This window comes from Streptomyces sp. NPDC030799 (assembly GCF_055572255.1).
In genome coordinates, this window is sequence record NZ_JBVIDS010000009.1 from 294374 (window position 1) to 310506 (window position 16133).

The following is a 16133-nucleotide window of genomic DNA, read 5'->3' on the forward strand; positions in this document are numbered from 1 at the left end:
CGTCCTCGGACTTTCCGTTGCTCCGGGCCCCCTCCTGCCCACACCGCCTGCCACGGGGGTCCCCATGCAGAACCCACCCGGCGTCACCGGCCACGACTGGTTGATCAGGGCGAGTCCCCGGATGGCCCGGCCCGACGACGCGGCCTGCCCCACCCACCGACGCACCGCGATGCGGCCACTGCTCGTCGCCGACCCGGCCGTACCGTTCCGGCGGCCACCCCGCGAGGAGTTCGGGTTCGGTCCGCTGTTCACCGCCCTCGACCTGCTGGAACACGACGGATGGTCCATGGAGCAGGTGCGCGAGGAACTCCGTGCCACCCGCGGTCCCTTCCGGGGATGGGGCGCCCCGGTCCACCCCGCCCACCTGGCCTGGACCGCCCACGCCCTGGAGCGCTACGTGGCCGCCCGTACCCGCGAACAGGCAGCCGCCGCCGAGGCCGGGCTGACTGAGACCAAGCCGGTGAAGCAGCCGTGGACGTGGCGCACGCCCCGCACGGACGCTCCCGACGCGCGTGGCGCCCGGCAGTACGAGCACACCCTCTGGGGCCGCATGTACGCCTCCTCCGACGGAAGGGTGCGAGACCTGTGGCTGCCTTCCATGGGCCGAGCCAAGAACGACCGCCCCGACGCGGAACTCGGGGCCGTGGCACAGGTGATGGCCTTCGGCGCGCCCACGCCGCGGCGCAAGCAACGCGCCCAGCCTCCGCCCACCGCGACCGAGAGCACCTGCTTGCCCCGATTGGTCCGCGTCTTCGACGTCGGGTGCGCCGACGGGTCCGTGGCGGAGCTGCTCTCCATAGACCCCGCGGAGGCGAGGCTGCGGTTCAGGGACGACGCCGTGCCAGCCTTCGTCTCGGCTGCCACCGAACTCGGCGTCCAGCCCGGGGAGAGCTGTGTCGCCTGCAAGGCCATCGCCGGCTGCACGGATCTGAAACGCACCCCGCGGCTGTGGGGCGGGCGCCCCCCGGCTCTCGCGCGCCAACGCCGCTCTGTCTCCGTCTGGGACCTGCGACTGCACGCCGAGTGCCCCGCCCAGTACCACCTGGTGCGGCGACTGCACCTCAACGACCTCTCGGCCGAGGACCGGGGGGCACGGCGCGGCAGAGCCGTCGACGCCTGGCTCGACGCAGAGCACGCCGAACGCCCGGTGCGCGGCTGCCGGGACCGCGAGATCCCCGAGCCGACGGCGGTACGGGCCAGGGCCGGACTCGACGACACCTCCGCACGCGAGGCTGCAGGGATGCTCGCGGAACACCGGCTCCTGTGCCCTCTCAACGGACTTGACGCCGACGAGCAGGTGCTCGTACAGCATCGGGTCACGGCCTACGTGCCCGAACTCGACATCGTCGTCCTCGCCGTACCCGATCTGGTGTACACCCACCGCGGCCGGTGGATCTGGCGCGAGACCAAGACATCGGCCCGCCCGCTGTGGGAACGCGATTCCCTACTCCAGGCCTATCCCCAACTCGCCCTCGGTGTCCTGTTGTTCCACGCGGGCGCGCTCGGCGACGACCCGCGCCGCTCCTGGGTCGAGCTGGAGCACCTGCGTGAAGGCCACGGGGAGAGTCGGCTCGAACCCATCGACCCCGGCCGCGCCGAGAACGTCGACGAAGCCCGGGCCGTCATCGCCGAACTCGCCCGGCCACTCCTGGACGACACCACCTACGAGCCGAGGACCGGACGCCACTGCCACGGCTGTCAGGCCCGGACCTGGTGTCGGCCCGGCACCGCCTACGTCACCGACCATCCGCGCCCGCCGAGCCCCGACACGCAGACCTCGCCGCGAGGAGACGCCGCGCCCCATGCCTGACCAACAGCTCGTACCGGACTGGCTGTCCAACCCCGATGTCGTCCTCCTGCGGGACGTGGCCACAGCCGTCCTGCACCTGGCGGCCGTCGACCGCCTCGACTCCTTCACTCTGCCGTACCCGGCCGGCGCGCAGCGGGCCCTGGACGCCCTGGTACTCCAGTGCCTGCGCAACGGCGCCAAGCCCCCGGCCGGGGTGCCCGAGATGATGCGCTGGGCCCGCGCCCGTCCCTTGGGCAGCTGGCCCCTGGACCGGCTGCCCGCCGACCTGTTCGACACCGCGGACCGGCTGATCGACGAGGATTCCGGAGAGCCCTCGCAGCTCTGCCACGAGCTCGCCGTTCGGGGACATGGCGACAGCACCGGACGGCAGTACGACCGCCTGGTGATCCACGAGGCCCTGCGCGCCTGCCGGGCCGTGTCGTCACCCGAGTCGTACACGGCCTTCCGTCGCCTCCTGGTGAATCGGCCCGTCCTCACCGAGGAGGATTGGGCCGAGGTGAGCACCGACCTCTTCCTCGACCCGGTGCGTTTCCTCATCGAGGAGATCTACGCCCCCGTCCCCCTCGGGTTCCGCCGGGACGGCGCGTACCTGTGCTGTCACCGCTGCCTGACCCTGCTCCATCCGGTCTCCGACACCGAGTGGTGGTGCGAGCGCGACCAGTGCCGGCACCAAGGTCTCCCACCGCACGGCCGGGAACTCGTCGCGTCCGAGGTTGGCGAGCTGCGTCAACTGCGCAAACCTCTGCGGCAGTTCGTCACCGGGCCCGGACGCGCCGAGGTCTTTCTGGAGGGCGAGCTACGCGCCCTGGGCCTCACCGTCGAGATGTGGCCCGGCTTCGACGCGTACGACCTTCGCATCACCTTCCCCGACGGTCACGTGTGGGCCGTCGACGTCAAGGACTGGGCACACCCCGCCTTCCTCGGACGCGCCGCCACCGCCGTCCGCCCCGAGCCCCCGTACGACGAAGCATGTTGGGTGGTGCCCGCATTCCGGGTGCGCGCCCGCCGTGACTACCTGGCCATGTACGCCAAGGAGCGGGGCGTTGGGGCGGGCGGGCTGCGGCTGCTGACGGACGACCAGCTGAAACGGACCGCGCGGTTGCGGCTGTCCGGCGAACGCGGGCCGGACGCGTCCATCGCGCCCCTGCACACCGTGCCTCCGGCCAGGGAGCACGGCGGGGCACGCACAGCGTCGCACCGGTCCGGAAACCAGACGGCGGCGACCGACGGCGCCGGGAAGAAGGGAGCAGACCATGCGTGACCGCAGCAGCTGGTACCAGCCGGTCGTCGCCGCTCTGAAGCCTTGGCCCGAAGAACACGCAGGGACCCGGCCCGCTCTGCTCTGCCAGGTCGAGCTCGCCCTGCGGTTGATGGAGACCGTGGCGCCCGGTCACGCCGCCGACGGGGCGTGGACGCTCCTCGGCGGCTACGGCCTCGCCTTCGCACGAGCCTCGAAGCTCGCCACCGGCACCACCGAACAGGTCGCGCTGGCCGCGGCCCGTCACCTGCTCTGGCCGATGCGCCGCGGCCGGATGTGGCAGCAGAGCCTGGACGCCTACCTGGAACTGCCCGAACGGCTGCGCGCGTACCGCGTCCCGGCGGCCGGGGAGCCCGCCCATCGGGTCCCCCTCAAGGTGGCGGCAGACCGCTTCACCACCTACGACGACGCGCTCGCGAAACTCCCCGGCTTCGCCACGAAGGCGCTTCCTCCGGCGGAGGCGGGCGAACACCGCTTCATGGACCGCCGTCACCGGCGCACTTCCGTCACGGTCCCCGCCGATCTCGTGCGAGACCCCTTCCCCGGCCACCCCCTCACCGCCGAACGCCCGGCCACCGCAGGCCCCCTCGACGTGCCACTCGACGAACTCGCCGATGTCGCGCGGTGGATGGACGCGGAGGAGCAGCGGCGCGGGCTCAAGGCGGGGAACTGGGAGCAGCGTCTCGCCCAACTCGACCTCGACACCCGTACCCCGGACGGGACAGTCTTCGAAGCGGCGTCCGCGCTGCCGCTCGACCGGCTCACCCACCTCGTCGGCATGGTCGGCGCCGGCAAGTCGACCTTGATGACCCTGCTCGCCGTCTGGGCGTACCACAAGGGCCTGCGCATCACTCTCGTCGTCGGCGACGTGGCCGAACAGCTGACGCTGACCGAGCTGTTCCGCACGCTCGGCCTGAGCGCCGCCCTGGTGCAGGGGGGCACGACGCGGCCCCAGCACACCCAGCGGCTGCACCGCAGACTCGCCGCACGGGGAGAACACTCCCTACTGGCTCACACCGGACCCGTCTTCGCCCACCTCAGCACCGCCTGCCCGCTGGACGCCCTGCGCGCACTCGACACGTCCGAGCCCCTGCGCTACACCGACGCCCCCTGCGGTGCCCTTCACCCCGCTCGGCGCCAGGGGACCGCCGAGGAGCCCGCAGCCGAGCGCGCGGTGCGCGAGCTCGAACGAGCCCGAGGCGCCGTCGACGCGGAGGGCGCCACGGACGACACCGACACCGACGAGGAGGACCTGGGTACCCCGCACGCCTGCCCGCTGTGGAGCGTCTGCCCGCGGCACTCCGCCGCGCGTGACCTCGTGGACGCGCTGATCTGGGTGACCAACCCGGCCAGTCTCGTCCAGACGGCGGTTCCGCGTCAGCTCAACGCCGAGCGCCTGCGCTATCTGGAGCTGGCCTGCCTGCGCAGCGACATCGTCGTCGTCGACGAGGCCGACCGCGTACAGATGCAGCTCGACCAGATGTTCGCCCCGTCGGCCACGCTCGTCACCACCGGTGTCTCCGACTCCTGGCTCGACCAGCTGCAGACCCACGAGATCGCCGAACTCGCCCGGCAAGGACGGCTGCAGCTCTCCGACCAGGACGTGGAACGGTGGTCCGCCGCCCTGGACGTCGTTGGTTCCGCTGCGGACCGGCTGTACGCCATGCTCATCGACGACGGAAGCCTGCGGGACTGGGCGCAGATCGACTACTTCAGTGCGTGGACCCTCCAGGAGAAACTGCTGCACGCCTGGTATCCGCTCATGCGAGGCCAGGCCGCCGGGCGGCCGGACAGCACGAACGAAGGGGACGTCGAGGACGAGAACGCACTCTACGAGGACGAGGAAGGGCTCGAGGCCGATGCCAACTTGCCCGTCTCCGAGGCTCCCTGGGCGCAGCGACGCACCGAGATCACCGGGTTCTTCGACACGTTCCGCGACGATCCGCTCGGCGGACGCGGCCCCTACGGAACCCCCGCCGACGAGCTCACCGCCCTCGCCCACGATGTCCTGCACACCCTCGACGAGAAACAGACACGGCGCCGTGTCCGCGCGCTCCTGGACTCTCTCCTAGTAGGAGCGCCGGGCCCGGAACAGCGCCCCATGCCCGCTGCCCAGCGAGGCAAGAAGCCCGCCCCCGAGGACGTACCGCTCACCGAGGAGTGGCGGGAACTCAACGCGCGGCGGCTGGAATTCACCCTCGTCCTCGCCGCCTTGCACCAACGCCTGGACCGGGTGACGTTCTTGTGGCCTCAGGTGGAGGCAGCGCTACGGCTGGATTCCGCGGCCCACGAACTGACCCGCCGCCCGCCCCTCGACTACGCGCCACTGCTGCCCGAAGCGCCCATGGGCAACGTCCTGGGCTTCCAGTACCTGGTGGACGAACGGGCCGCCGCGCGCAACAAGGACGGACACCGCACCGGCACCCTGCGCTTCTTCCGTTGTGCGGGCGTGGGCCGGGAACTGCTCCTGGGTCTTCCCCAGCTCGGCGCCGACCCAGGCCTCGGCAAGGCAGGCCCACACGTGCTGCTGATGTCGGGCACCAGTTGGGCCGGCACCTCTACCCGGGCCCATGTCCTCGCCCCCGTCCGCGCCGTACTGAAACCGCAGCCCAAGGCTCTCGACGCCATCCGGAAGACCGTGTTCCGCACCGAGTTCCTCTACGACTCCGCAGGACAGCCGATCCGGCTCTCCGGCCAGGACCCCGACCAGCGCGAGGACGTCCTGCGTCTGATGATCGACCGGCTCGCCCGGTCCCGGAGCGACGGCAACTCCTCCCCTCTCCAGAGCGAACTCGCCCGAATCCCCGACCAGCGCCGCAAACGTGCCCTGTTCCTGGTGGGCAGCTACGCGGAAGCCAAGGTGGCCGCCACCGCCCTGAACGAGATCCCGCGCTGGCGCGGCCGGGTACGCGTCCTGGCCGCCGACGACGCCGAACTGGAGGCCGCCGTCGACGGGACGGCGCCGGCGCGGAGCCAGGCGCCGGGCACGGGATCGGGAGCGGGAGCGGTCCGGCGTGGGGACCTCGCGTCCTTCGCCGACGACCCGGACGCCGAACTGCTCGTGGCGCCCCTCCTCGCCGTGGAGCGAGGACACAACATCCTCACCGCCCCCCAACGGCCCGGTGAGGAGAAAGTGGCGGCGTTCGGGACGGTGTTCTTCCTGGTCCGCCCGCATCCCCGCCCCGACGACCTCTCCCTGGCGGTCTTCGCCATCAACGACTGGGCGACGCGGTTCGTACGAGGTCAACTGAAGCTGCCGGACGAAGGGACGTTCAGCGACATGGTCTCCCACGCCGGGGACCTGGACGCGGCAGGCAGCGCTTTCAGGACCACCGCACGCGGCGTATGGCGACACGTACTGTCCCGGCCCTACATCTACTCCTCGCTCTCCGATGAGGAGAAGAAGTCCTTCGTCTGGGACCAGCTCGTCACCATCTGGCAGGTCATCGGGCGCCTCGTCCGCGGTGGCGTACCCGCCCGCGTCGTGTTCGTCGACGCGGCCTTCGCACCGCGACTCGCCGCAGCACAGGCCCCCTTCACCGGCCAGAGCCGGCGTCCACGCCGCGCAGGCGACCCGGGGCTGCTCGTCCGACTGCGGGACGTCCTGGCGCCGTACTTCGCCCAGAGCGACGACACCGTCGCGTACGGCGCGCGCACCGACCCCGCCGACGCCGCACTCGTCAAGCTGCTCTACCGCCCGCTGTACGAAGCGCTGTGCGCCATGAGCACGTCACCCGGCCCGCGAGCGGTCGACTGAAGCACACCAAGCACCGCCCTGGGCAGCACTGACGGCGGGCAACCGCACCCGCCCGCGTACGGACATCGCAGGGAGAACCGACATGTACAAGAGCATCCGCCGATCCGCGTACCACCTGGCCAAGGAGGGCACCCCCTGGACCGAGGACTTCCACGCGCTCCCCTTCCCCGAACACTGGCATGCCCGACTCCTCGAACTGCACAACCACGGGCGGGACGAGGACAAGCGGCAGCCGACCCTTCCCACCCGCCGACTCGACGGCGTGCTCCAGACACTCGCCCCCGATGTGATCGTCCGCCCCCGGCCGCGGATCCCCGTGGAACCGGGGCCGCAGGCCGCCGAGGACTTCTGGATGTATGTACCGGCCTCGGCGCCCGACCCCCTCCCGGGCCGTTCCATGCAGCAACTCCTCGACGCCTGGCTGCGTACCCTCGGTCCCAAGGACTCCGCACAGGATCCCCGGTTCCGCTCGCTGTTGCTCGCGAGCAGCACCGAGCTAAAGCAGAACCTGCCCGAGTGGCAGCCGGTCAGCGGCGTCGAACTCCTCACCACCCCGACCACCCGGGGCGGCACTGCCGCCCCGGAACCGCGCCAGTTCCAACTCGCCACCGACGCCCTGGCACGCCGCATCCTGACCCTCGACCCCTTCCCGTTCGAGGGCGGGGAGCTGCGGTTCCGGGCGCTGCCACGCGGACCTCGCGACCAGGGCGCGGAACTCATGTCGCAGCCCCTGTGCCGGACCGTCAAACGCAAGGAGTGGTGGTTCTCCGTCCTTCTGAACATCTCCCTGCACACCACGCCGTTCGACCCCAGGCCGAGCCTCCACCTGCACTGGGGTGTACGCCGCTGGGCAACCCACCCTGGGACCACAACCAAACGCCTCAACCTGCCCTACCGGGAGGCCACTACCGTCTACCTGCGGCCCACCATCCCCTGGCTGCCCGGCGCACCGGCCACCGATCGCTACGCACTGGCACGCCTGCGCCGCGACCGGGCCGCCGACACCTTCGTCTGGTCGGAGAACGACACCGCCGGCATCCTGCGCGGACTCAGCCTCGCCGGCAACTTCCCCGACCCCGAACAGCTCCTCACCGAACCGGTCTCCTGGATCGGCAAGGGCCGCGGCGTCCGCGCCGCCGTGGTCCACAGCACCAGAATGGGCAAGCACGAGATCGGCACCGGCTTCATGCCCAACCAGCGGGCCCAGCTCACCGAATGGGCCGAGCAGGCCCTCCCTGAAACACTGGCCCGGGTCCCCGACCTCACGCGCGGACGCGGCAAGGGCATCGGCGCTCCGGAGAACCGGCGGCCCAAGCCCAGGACCGACGAGGCCAAGAAGACCGAGCTGCTGCGCGAGACCCAGGCACGGCGCGTGGCACTCGCGGCCCAGGCCCGGATCGCCTCCCACGGCCCGGAACAGGCCGGCCCGCCCGTGGTGGAGGCCCGGCTGCTGTGGCAGTCCCCCGAGGTACGCGGCGAGGCGGTGGAACAGTTGGCCAAGGCCCTGGGCCTCGACGGCGACGGCGGCGCCACTGCCGCCCACGTCACGGACCGAGATTTCGACGAGGCCACGCCCGGAGCACCGGTCGTCCTGGAGTGGCAGACGGCGGAGGTCACACTCCGGCTGCGCTGTCTGCCCCTCGCCGACGGATTGGGCGACCGGCTCGTGCCCGACCCGGCGGTCAAGGGCAAAGGCGCGGCGCTCGCGGCGGCCGTCGCCGAACGGCGCCGCGCCCTGCGCGCCTGGCTCCGCGCGGATGGCGCAGACCCCTCCCGCCCCGAACTCGCCCTGGTGGAAGTCGCACACCGCAGCACGTTCCGCCCGGCTTCGACGGACCCCAAGTTCGCCATCCGCCTCGGGTGCGCCGACGCGGGCCTGCTGACTCAGTTCGTCGTCACCCCGTCCACCGACCGGCAGATCGACAATGCGGAGAGCCTCGACCACCGCACGTGCAGCTCGTGGCTCGACGGACTGCGCCAGCTCGGCGTCCGCGTCCTGCCCCAGCACACCCTCGGTGACGATCTTCCGGACTCGCTGCAATACGCGGCGGTGTGGATGGTGAAACGTCGCAAGGACGGCCCGGCCCGGTTGCCCAAGCACCTGCCTGTGGCCGTCCTGGTCACCCCGCTCCCGGCCGGGGAAGGCCTCGCAGCCGTACGCGGCTGGGATGACACCGCGGGGGAATGGGTGCCCTATCCGCAGTTCCTCCTCGGTCTGGTGAAACAGGCGGAGATCGACCCCGAAGCGTTCTCGGAACCCGAGACCCCAGACGATGACGCACGTCCCGATGCCCCTAGGGTCACCGGCAAGCAGTGGCGCAGCAACCTCGCCCAACAGCGCAGGGAGACCGCGGCATTCCTCCAACGCGTGCTGCACTCCCTCCGAGGACAACCCACCGCACTGATCACCCACGCTCAGAACAGCCGACTGCACTGGCCATGGCTTCAGGACGGCCAGACCGAACGCGATCTGATCAAGACCGGCCACGCCCCGGCGGGACGACTGGACGACGAACTGCGCCTCGTACGCGTGCGCGGATGCGGCGGTCGCGAGAGCGCCCAGTGGTGGGGGCTGGCCGACCCGGGCAAACCCCACGGACAGCCGGCTGGCTTCTGGGCACAGGATCCCCAGCAGCGTTACGGGGACGGGGCTTCCTCGGGCGAGCGGGTCTTCTACAGCACCACCGAACGCCCCGGAACCCATGCGATCTCCCCCGCACTCGACCGCCTTGCCACCCGGGTCAACGCGGCAGGCAACCTCACCTCGCAGGCGGGCACCAGCGCCTGGAACCCGACCCTGGTGGAGATCGCGGTACTGGGTTGCCACGAAGACGACGACTCCGCGGCTCCTGTACTGGGAAAGCCCGACAACGCCGAGGCGCTGGCCCTCGCCATGCACCAGCTCCGCCAGGCACCGGACTACGCCGCCGCCCTGTCTCTCCCTCTCCCCCTCCACCTCGCGGGGCTGGCCCAGGCATATGTCCTCCCGACACTCGCCGACGGCGACCGGACTTCGAACGAGGTGTCGGGCACACCTGCCGGAAGCCAGACCATGGAGGACCCAGATCTCGCCGACGCGGCCGGACTGTCCACGACGCCGGACGACGAGGCTGTGACTGCCCACGACTGACGACGGGATCGACACCTAAGCGGTGCCCTGACGACGGGAGGACACCAGTATCCACAGGACCTGTGTTCTGAGAGACCGACGACAGCCCCTGCATGCACCCTGCTCTACGCGTGTGCGCGGTCAGCGGAGGAAGGCGGAACACTGGGGTGACCGTGACCAGTTCGGGTCTGGCCGCGACGTCGGTCACGTCGCCATCGGTCCCCTCGGCGCTAGCGTCCAGTGCACGCCGCCTGAATCCGGGCAGATCCACCACCCTTCCAAAACGCCGTTCGCCGTCAGATGGCTGAGCACACCGTGAAACCCTTGATCGCGCAGGCCACAGTCACGGATGATCCGGTCGCACTCACTCAGTCCCTCCCCCGAGGACGGATCGCTGCGCGCCGCGAGATAGACGCCCGACAGTCGCAGCTGCGGCTCTGCCCCACCGATCCGGGCAGGGCACCGGTGCGCAACGCCCAGTCGGCCGCGCGCCGCCGGTCGGAGCGGGCCGGTGACTGGGCGAGCAGCGTGGCGTCGCGAAGCTCCGCAGCCACCCCGGCCGCTCCGGGACCGTTCACCATGCTTGCCCACCGCGCCTGTTCCAACTCGCGGCAGGCCTGCACCGGATCGATACGAAGGCTGCGCAGCAGGCCCGCACGGAGTTCGACGTGCAGGTACGCGTTCATGCGCAGGGCGCACTGCAGGGCGAGGAGCCTCGCCCCGGCGGACACGTCCGCGGGCAGGGCCGCGGCCAGGTAGCTGAGGATCTCGCTCACGCGGACACGCTCCCCCGGCCCCCGGCTGGGCCGGGGACCGCGCGGCCGCGCGGAAGGCGGGTGGAACGGTGCGGCCAGCACGGTGTCGGGCACGACGGCGGCCTGGGCGGTTGCCGTGGCGCAGGCGCCGCAGGCGTCGGCGAGGCGCCAGACACGGCCGCCGCGTTCGCAAGCCAGGAGCAGGCGGATGGGCCCCGCGCACCCGCGGTGACGGCGGTGCCAACGGCAGCCGCGTTCATGACACTGACAGATCCGCAGGTGAGGAGCCCTCAGGTCACCGCGGGCATGCCGGGCGAGGTGAGCAAGGGCCGCCGAGCGCGCGGACTGCGCGGTGACCCGGCGGCCGTCCTGGGGACAGTGCTGGCAAACGAGAACGAGCCCGCCGGTCTGGCATCGCAGTTCCACCGTCCAGGTCCGCGCCGCCTGAGGACACACGGTGCGCAGCCTCATGGGCGCGTGTCCCTCCCTTCCCGGTCCGGCGCCAGCCCCACCGCGCGGTACGGCGGGACAGCCGACACCGTAGTGCAGACCCCTGCCCTCCCGCCGGTGGAGCCATCGGGAGAAATAGGGCAGAGGCCTGCACTGACAGGGCAGGGGTCTGCACCGTCGGATGGTCGGGTGACGATCTTGCCGCCCGATCCGGACCTCGACGCCCTCCGACTGGAGCTCGGGCGTCTGCGGGCTGAACGCGGGTGGAGCTACGACGAGCTCGCCTCCCGCAGCGGCCTGGGCAGGCGCACTGTGATCGAGATCGAGCAGGGCCGCACCGTCGGCACCCTCAAGACGTGGCACGCCCTCGCACACGCCCTGGACACACCGCTCGACGAGCTCTTCGCCACCCTCTGCCACGAGCACGGCCTCCCCGGCACCGACGACAGCTCCGACAGCTGATACGGGCCCGTCCAGCGCCGGCGGCGATTCACTCGATCCGGCAACGCCCTATCGAATGTGCGAGCAAGCGTTCGCACGGTTGTCGCCCCGTTCTGCTCTGCCCGGGGGATCATCAGGGTCGCGTACCGCAGGCGGGGCGTGTCGGCTGGCAGGTTCGCCCGCATGTGCTCCTCTCCTTCTCCTTCCGCGCGGCGCTGGGACGGCAGCCGCGCGAGCGCGCGCCAGCGGCGGTCCCTGCGTATCGCCCCCGACAGTGCCAGCCGGTTGCTGCGATGCGGCCAGACCACGTCCTGCCGCGAATGCGGCAATCCGGTCGAGTGCTACCTGGGGGCCGACCACCGGCTGGTGCGGCTGCATCCACACGAACTGCCGGTGGCCGGGGTGCCGGAGTCCTGCCGCTGGCACGTCGCCCGCGGCGTCGCCCATCCCGCGGGCGACGGGAGCATCTGGTGCCGGCTGGCACACGACCTGCTGTGCCCAGCCCGCCCGGCTCCGACGACCGCGCCGCAGCTGTCCGGCCTGCGCCGGACTCTCGCCCTGCGCACCCGCCGTCTGCTGGACACCGGAGTCCTCGCTCCACCTGCCACACTGGCAGGCGGCCCGCCGCCGGGCGAGGCCGTCTGCCGTCCGGCCCGGCCCGTCGTGCAGCTGCTGTTCGTCCGCTACCTGGCCTCCCGCCCCGTCGATGAGATCCAGTGCGTCGCCCAGACCCGGCGCCGAACCCGCTGTACGGCCGAGGTCCTCGGCCCCGGCGGGTTGCACGGGGTGTGGACCCTGGTACCCGCGACCGTGCACCACGGTCAGCTCGCACTGCCGTCGGATGTCATGGCCGTCTACAGCCTGTCCGCACTGCCGTACCAGGAACAGCTGCGCTGGCGCACCCAACGGTGCCGGGACCATGCCACAGCGTCGACCGCCGGTAACCTCGCCATCGCCGACTGGGAACCCTTCGACCCGCTCCGCCACCACGAGCACATCCACACCCGCCTGCCCACGCACGGGCGCCGCCCCGGCGGCCACGCACCCCGGCGGGTCTGGTCGTGACGCATCAGTACGCCGTCGAGATCGTCCTGACGCGGCCCGCCCCCGTTCGGGAACTTCACCAGGCCCGCCACCGGGTGACGTTCGCCGCGAACGCAGACCGCACCCGGCTGATGACGGTGCAGCGCGGCAAGAGCCCGGGCCGCCCTGCACCGCCTGCGCCGCCGCCTGGACACGGTCCTGCCGATCGACGTCCTGGCCACGCACTATCCCGACCGCCAGGGCCATGTCCTGCTCAATGTCGCCCTCAGCCGCCGCGCCGACGCGCAGATCCGCGAGGAGGCGGCCACGCTTGGCCAGCGCGCCGGGGACGTCCTGGCCGAACGAATCACGGCCTATCTCGCGCACGAGCAACGCCAGCGGCGCCACCGCCTTGAATCGCAGATACAGCGCCTGCTCACCCACCACCCCCTGAAAGAAGTTCTGACCTGCGCCGCAGGCCGCCTTCGGCAGGTACGTCTGCCACGCTGAGCCCGCCGTCGCCTCCCCGGCCGGACGCAGCCATCCGCTGCGCCCCGTTCCGGCCGTTCCCCTCCCACGGAGCACACGTTGCACACCCCCACCCACGAACAGGTCCACGCGGCGGACACTTTCCGCGCCGGACGGCACCTCGCACTGCAGGCCGGAGCCGGAACCGGGAAGACCAGCACCCTGTGCATGCTCGCCGCCGGCACCAAACGCCGGGGCCGCTACCTGGCCTTCAACAAGGACATCGCGCAGGACGCCGCAGCCCGCTTCCCGTCCACGGTGCAGTGCCGGACCGCCCACGCCACCGCCTTCGCCGCACTCGGACACCGCTATGCCGACCGACTCAACAGCCCCCGCCAGCCGGCCTGGAAGACCGGACAGTCCCTCGGCATCCTCCGCCCCGTACGGATCGCCGACCACGAGATCAGCCAGAGAACCCTGTCCCGCAACGTGCTGCGCACCGTCACCCGCTTCTGCCACTCCGCCGACAGCGCACTGGCCCAACACCACGTGCCGCGCCTACGCGGCCTCGACGCCCCCGCCGCCCATCGTCAGTTCGCCGAACTCGTGCTCCCCTTCGCCGCCAAGGCATGGGCGGACCTGCAGCGCCCCGACCACGGCATCGTCCGCTTCGAACACGACCATTACCTCAAGATGTGGGCGCTGACCAGGCCGAAGATCAAGGCCGACTTCCTCCTCCTCGACGAGGCCCAGGACACCAACCCGGTGCTGGAGCAGGTGTTCACCGCACAGCGCGACCACGCCCAGCTCGTCATGGTCGGCGACTCCGCCCAAGCCATCTACGGCTAGCGGGGCGCAACCGACGTGATGACCGGCTTCGACGCCGAACAGCTGACCCTCACCCGCTCGTTCCGCTTCGGGCCACAGATCGCCAACGAGGCCAACCGGTGGCTCGCGCTCGCCGACGCCCCAATCCGGCTGACGGGCACCACCAGCGTTCCCGCAGAGGTCAGCAGCGTCGACCACCCCGACGCCGTGCTGTGCCGCACCAACATCGGCGCCATGACAGAGGTCATGCGTCTGCTCGGCGAAGGACACCGCGTAGCCCTCACCCGGGGAGGCCAGCAACTAGCCCAACTCGCCTCTGCGGCACGCGACTTGAAGGAAGGGCGCCGCACTCATCACCCCGAGCTGGTGCTGTTCGCGTCCTGGGGCGACCTGCAGGACTACGCCGCCTACGATCCGGCCGGCTGCGACCTGCAGCCCTTCGTCGACCTCGTCGACACCCACGGTCCCGACGCCATCCTCGCTGCCGTGTCCGACCTCACCGAGGAAGCACACGCCGACGTCACCGTCTCCACCGCCCACAAAGCCAAAGGCCGCGAATGGCCGACCGTCAGGATCGGCAACGACTTCCCCCAGCCGAAGGACCCCAACTCCGGCACGAGCGCGGCCGACCAGGCCCCGGAAGTAAGCGGCACGGACGCCCGTCTCGCCTACGTCGCCGTCACCCGTGCCCGCCACCAACTCGACCTCGGCGGCCTGGCATGGAACGCCACCCCTCAGGAGAACGAGAGTGGTTGACGCCGCAGACATCGAGGGGCAGCCAGTTCCCCAGCCCGTCCACGACCAGGGCGGCCGAGTGGTGGCCTAGCCAGTCGACTCGGTCATCTCGCAAGCCTTGTGCAGCACACTCAACCTCTCGCTCGTGTCGTCGCAGGTAGAGCTACCTCCAGTTACAGAGAGTCAACGACGGCGACCGTGATTTGCCAACTATCCTTCTCATGATTTGCCAACAAGGACGCTCCACCCGCTCCCGACCTGCGCATCTCAGTCCATGATTTGCCAACTGGAGTTCTCGGTCACAGCATCACCCAGCCGGAGACGACGAACGCGACGGGGATCCGACCATGCTCAGTGAAAAAGTGAGACCATGCGCGGCCACGCAGGGAAGGTGTACGTGAACCGTGTGCCGCGGGAAGGAGGAGCGATGGGCGAGTGCTGGCCCGTGGCCGACGTGCTGGCCCATCTGGCCGGGCGGTGGCGGGTCGAGCGGAGGGTGCGCGACCTGGCGAGCGGGGACGAGGGACACTTCGAAGGGGTCGCCGTCTTCAGCCCGCTGGACGGGGGCGGTTTGCTGCACGAGGAGTCGGGGACCTTCACCTGGCAGGGCGTTGCGCGGCCCGCGACCCGGACCCTGCACTTCCTGCCGGGCGGCGCGCCGGGCACGGCGGACGTGCGGTTCGCCGACGGGCGGCCGTTCCATGACCTCGACCTGACCTCGGGCCGGTATGTCGCCGACCACCCGTGCGCGGCCGATCTCTACCGGGGCGAGTTCACCGTCCAGGACGCCGACCACTGGAGCACGGTGTGGCGGGTCGGCGGCCCGGCGAAGGACCTGGTGCTGAGCACGGACTATGTGCGCGAGGGCTGAGCCGGCACACCGTCGAAGCGCAGGTTCCAGCGGCCGGAGCGGCCCGTCACCGTGGTCGTCGACAGCGGGCGGACGTCGATGTTCCAGTAGCTCGCGGGTGGTGCCTTCAGGGCGTACACCAACGCGGCACGGATCACGGAGGGCTCGGCGACCGCGACGATCCGGCAGCCGTCGTCCGGCGGGCGCGTGTCCAGCCAGCCGCCGACCCGGGAGATGAAGGCCAGCAGGGACTCACCGCCGTGCGGGGTGGCGCGGGGGTCGGCGAGCCAGGCGTCCACGGATTCCGGCTCGCGGGCCATCGCCTCGCCCAGCGTCAGCCCGCGCCAGCGGCCCATGTCGCAGTCGCGCAGGGCGAGCTGGACCAGGGGGGCGTACCCGAGGGCGTCGCCGGTGGCGCGGCTGCGCGGGGTCGGCGAGCAGTAGCGCAGCTCGGCCGCCGCCAGCGGCAGCAGGTCCCCGGCGGCGCGCTGCACCTCGTCCCAGCCGGCCTGGTCCAGCGGCCGGTCGTCCTCGAAGCGCTCAGCGAGCAGCGGGGAACTGCGCGCGGCGGCGACGAACGTCACCCTCAGTGGCATGCGGTGATGGTGAGCCGTGCAGGTACGCAGGTCAAGAGCTGTTGCCCAGGAGT

At 71.3% G+C, this 16133-nt stretch carries 9 protein-coding genes and 1 pseudogene; 8 read left to right on the forward strand and 2 right to left on the reverse strand.

The genetic code is table 11. The annotated features are described in order from the left end of the window. Positions 1 to 64: 64 nt before the first annotated feature. The 4 genes from ACZ41I_RS23905 (at position 65) to ACZ41I_RS23920 (ending at position 9955) form a co-directional block, all read left to right on the forward strand. On the forward strand, positions 65 to 1810 hold the full coding sequence (locus tag ACZ41I_RS23905; RefSeq protein ID WP_468515008.1) for a PD-(D/E)XK nuclease family protein: 1746 nt from the start codon (positions 65 to 67) through the stop codon (positions 1808 to 1810). After that, complete coding sequence (locus ACZ41I_RS23910; RefSeq protein WP_468515009.1) at positions 1803 to 3071, forward strand: pPIWI_RE_Y domain-containing protein; 1269 nt, start codon at positions 1803 to 1805, stop codon at positions 3069 to 3071. The genes ACZ41I_RS23905 and ACZ41I_RS23910 overlap by 8 nt, the downstream gene beginning before the upstream one ends. Beyond that, positions 3064 to 6825, forward strand: a complete 3762-nt coding sequence (locus tag ACZ41I_RS23915; protein ID WP_468515010.1) for a pPIWI_RE_Z domain-containing protein — start codon at positions 3064 to 3066, stop codon at positions 6823 to 6825. The genes ACZ41I_RS23910 and ACZ41I_RS23915 overlap by 8 nt, the downstream gene beginning before the upstream one ends. An 82-nt stretch (positions 6826 to 6907) precedes the next feature. After that, entirely contained in the window at positions 6908 to 9955 is a 3048-nt protein-coding gene (locus ACZ41I_RS23920) for a pPIWI_RE module domain-containing protein (RefSeq protein ID WP_468515011.1), read from the forward strand. A 347-nt stretch (positions 9956 to 10302) separates the two neighbouring features. Here the strand turns inward: ACZ41I_RS23920 and ACZ41I_RS23925 are convergent, their stop codons facing one another. Next, positions 10303 to 10710: a hypothetical protein gene (locus ACZ41I_RS23925; protein ID WP_468515012.1), complete on the reverse strand. Its 408-nt coding sequence runs from the start codon at positions 10708 to 10710 to the stop codon at positions 10303 to 10305. 618 nt (positions 10711 to 11328) lie between these two features. Between ACZ41I_RS23925 and ACZ41I_RS23930 the strand changes: the two genes are divergently transcribed. The 4 genes and pseudogenes from ACZ41I_RS23930 (at position 11329) to ACZ41I_RS23945 (ending at position 15505) form a co-directional block, all read left to right on the forward strand. After that, on the forward strand, positions 11329 to 11601 hold the full coding sequence (locus ACZ41I_RS23930; protein WP_008404669.1) for a helix-turn-helix transcriptional regulator: 273 nt from the start codon (positions 11329 to 11331) through the stop codon (positions 11599 to 11601). Between the two features lie 162 nt (positions 11602 to 11763). Beyond that, the gene (locus tag ACZ41I_RS23935; RefSeq protein WP_468515013.1) at positions 11764 to 12645 is read left to right on the forward strand and encodes a DUF6083 domain-containing protein; all 882 of its coding nucleotides are present in this window, start codon (positions 11764 to 11766) and stop codon (positions 12643 to 12645) included. A gap of 546 nt (positions 12646 to 13191) precedes the next feature. Beyond that, a pseudogene (locus ACZ41I_RS23940) lies at positions 13192 to 14655 on the forward strand (UvrD-helicase domain-containing protein). Positions 14656 to 15061: 406 nt separating this feature from the next. Beyond that, complete coding sequence (locus tag ACZ41I_RS23945) at positions 15062 to 15505, forward strand: DUF6314 family protein (RefSeq protein WP_468321278.1); 444 nt, start codon at positions 15062 to 15064, stop codon at positions 15503 to 15505. Here the strand turns inward: ACZ41I_RS23945 and ACZ41I_RS23950 are convergent. Then, positions 15487 to 16080, reverse strand: coding sequence for a histidine phosphatase family protein (locus ACZ41I_RS23950; protein ID WP_399771201.1), 594 nt, complete (start codon positions 16078 to 16080; stop codon positions 15487 to 15489). The two genes, ACZ41I_RS23945 and ACZ41I_RS23950, sit on opposite strands and share 19 nt — an antisense overlap. Between the last annotated feature and the right edge of the window lie 53 nt (positions 16081 to 16133).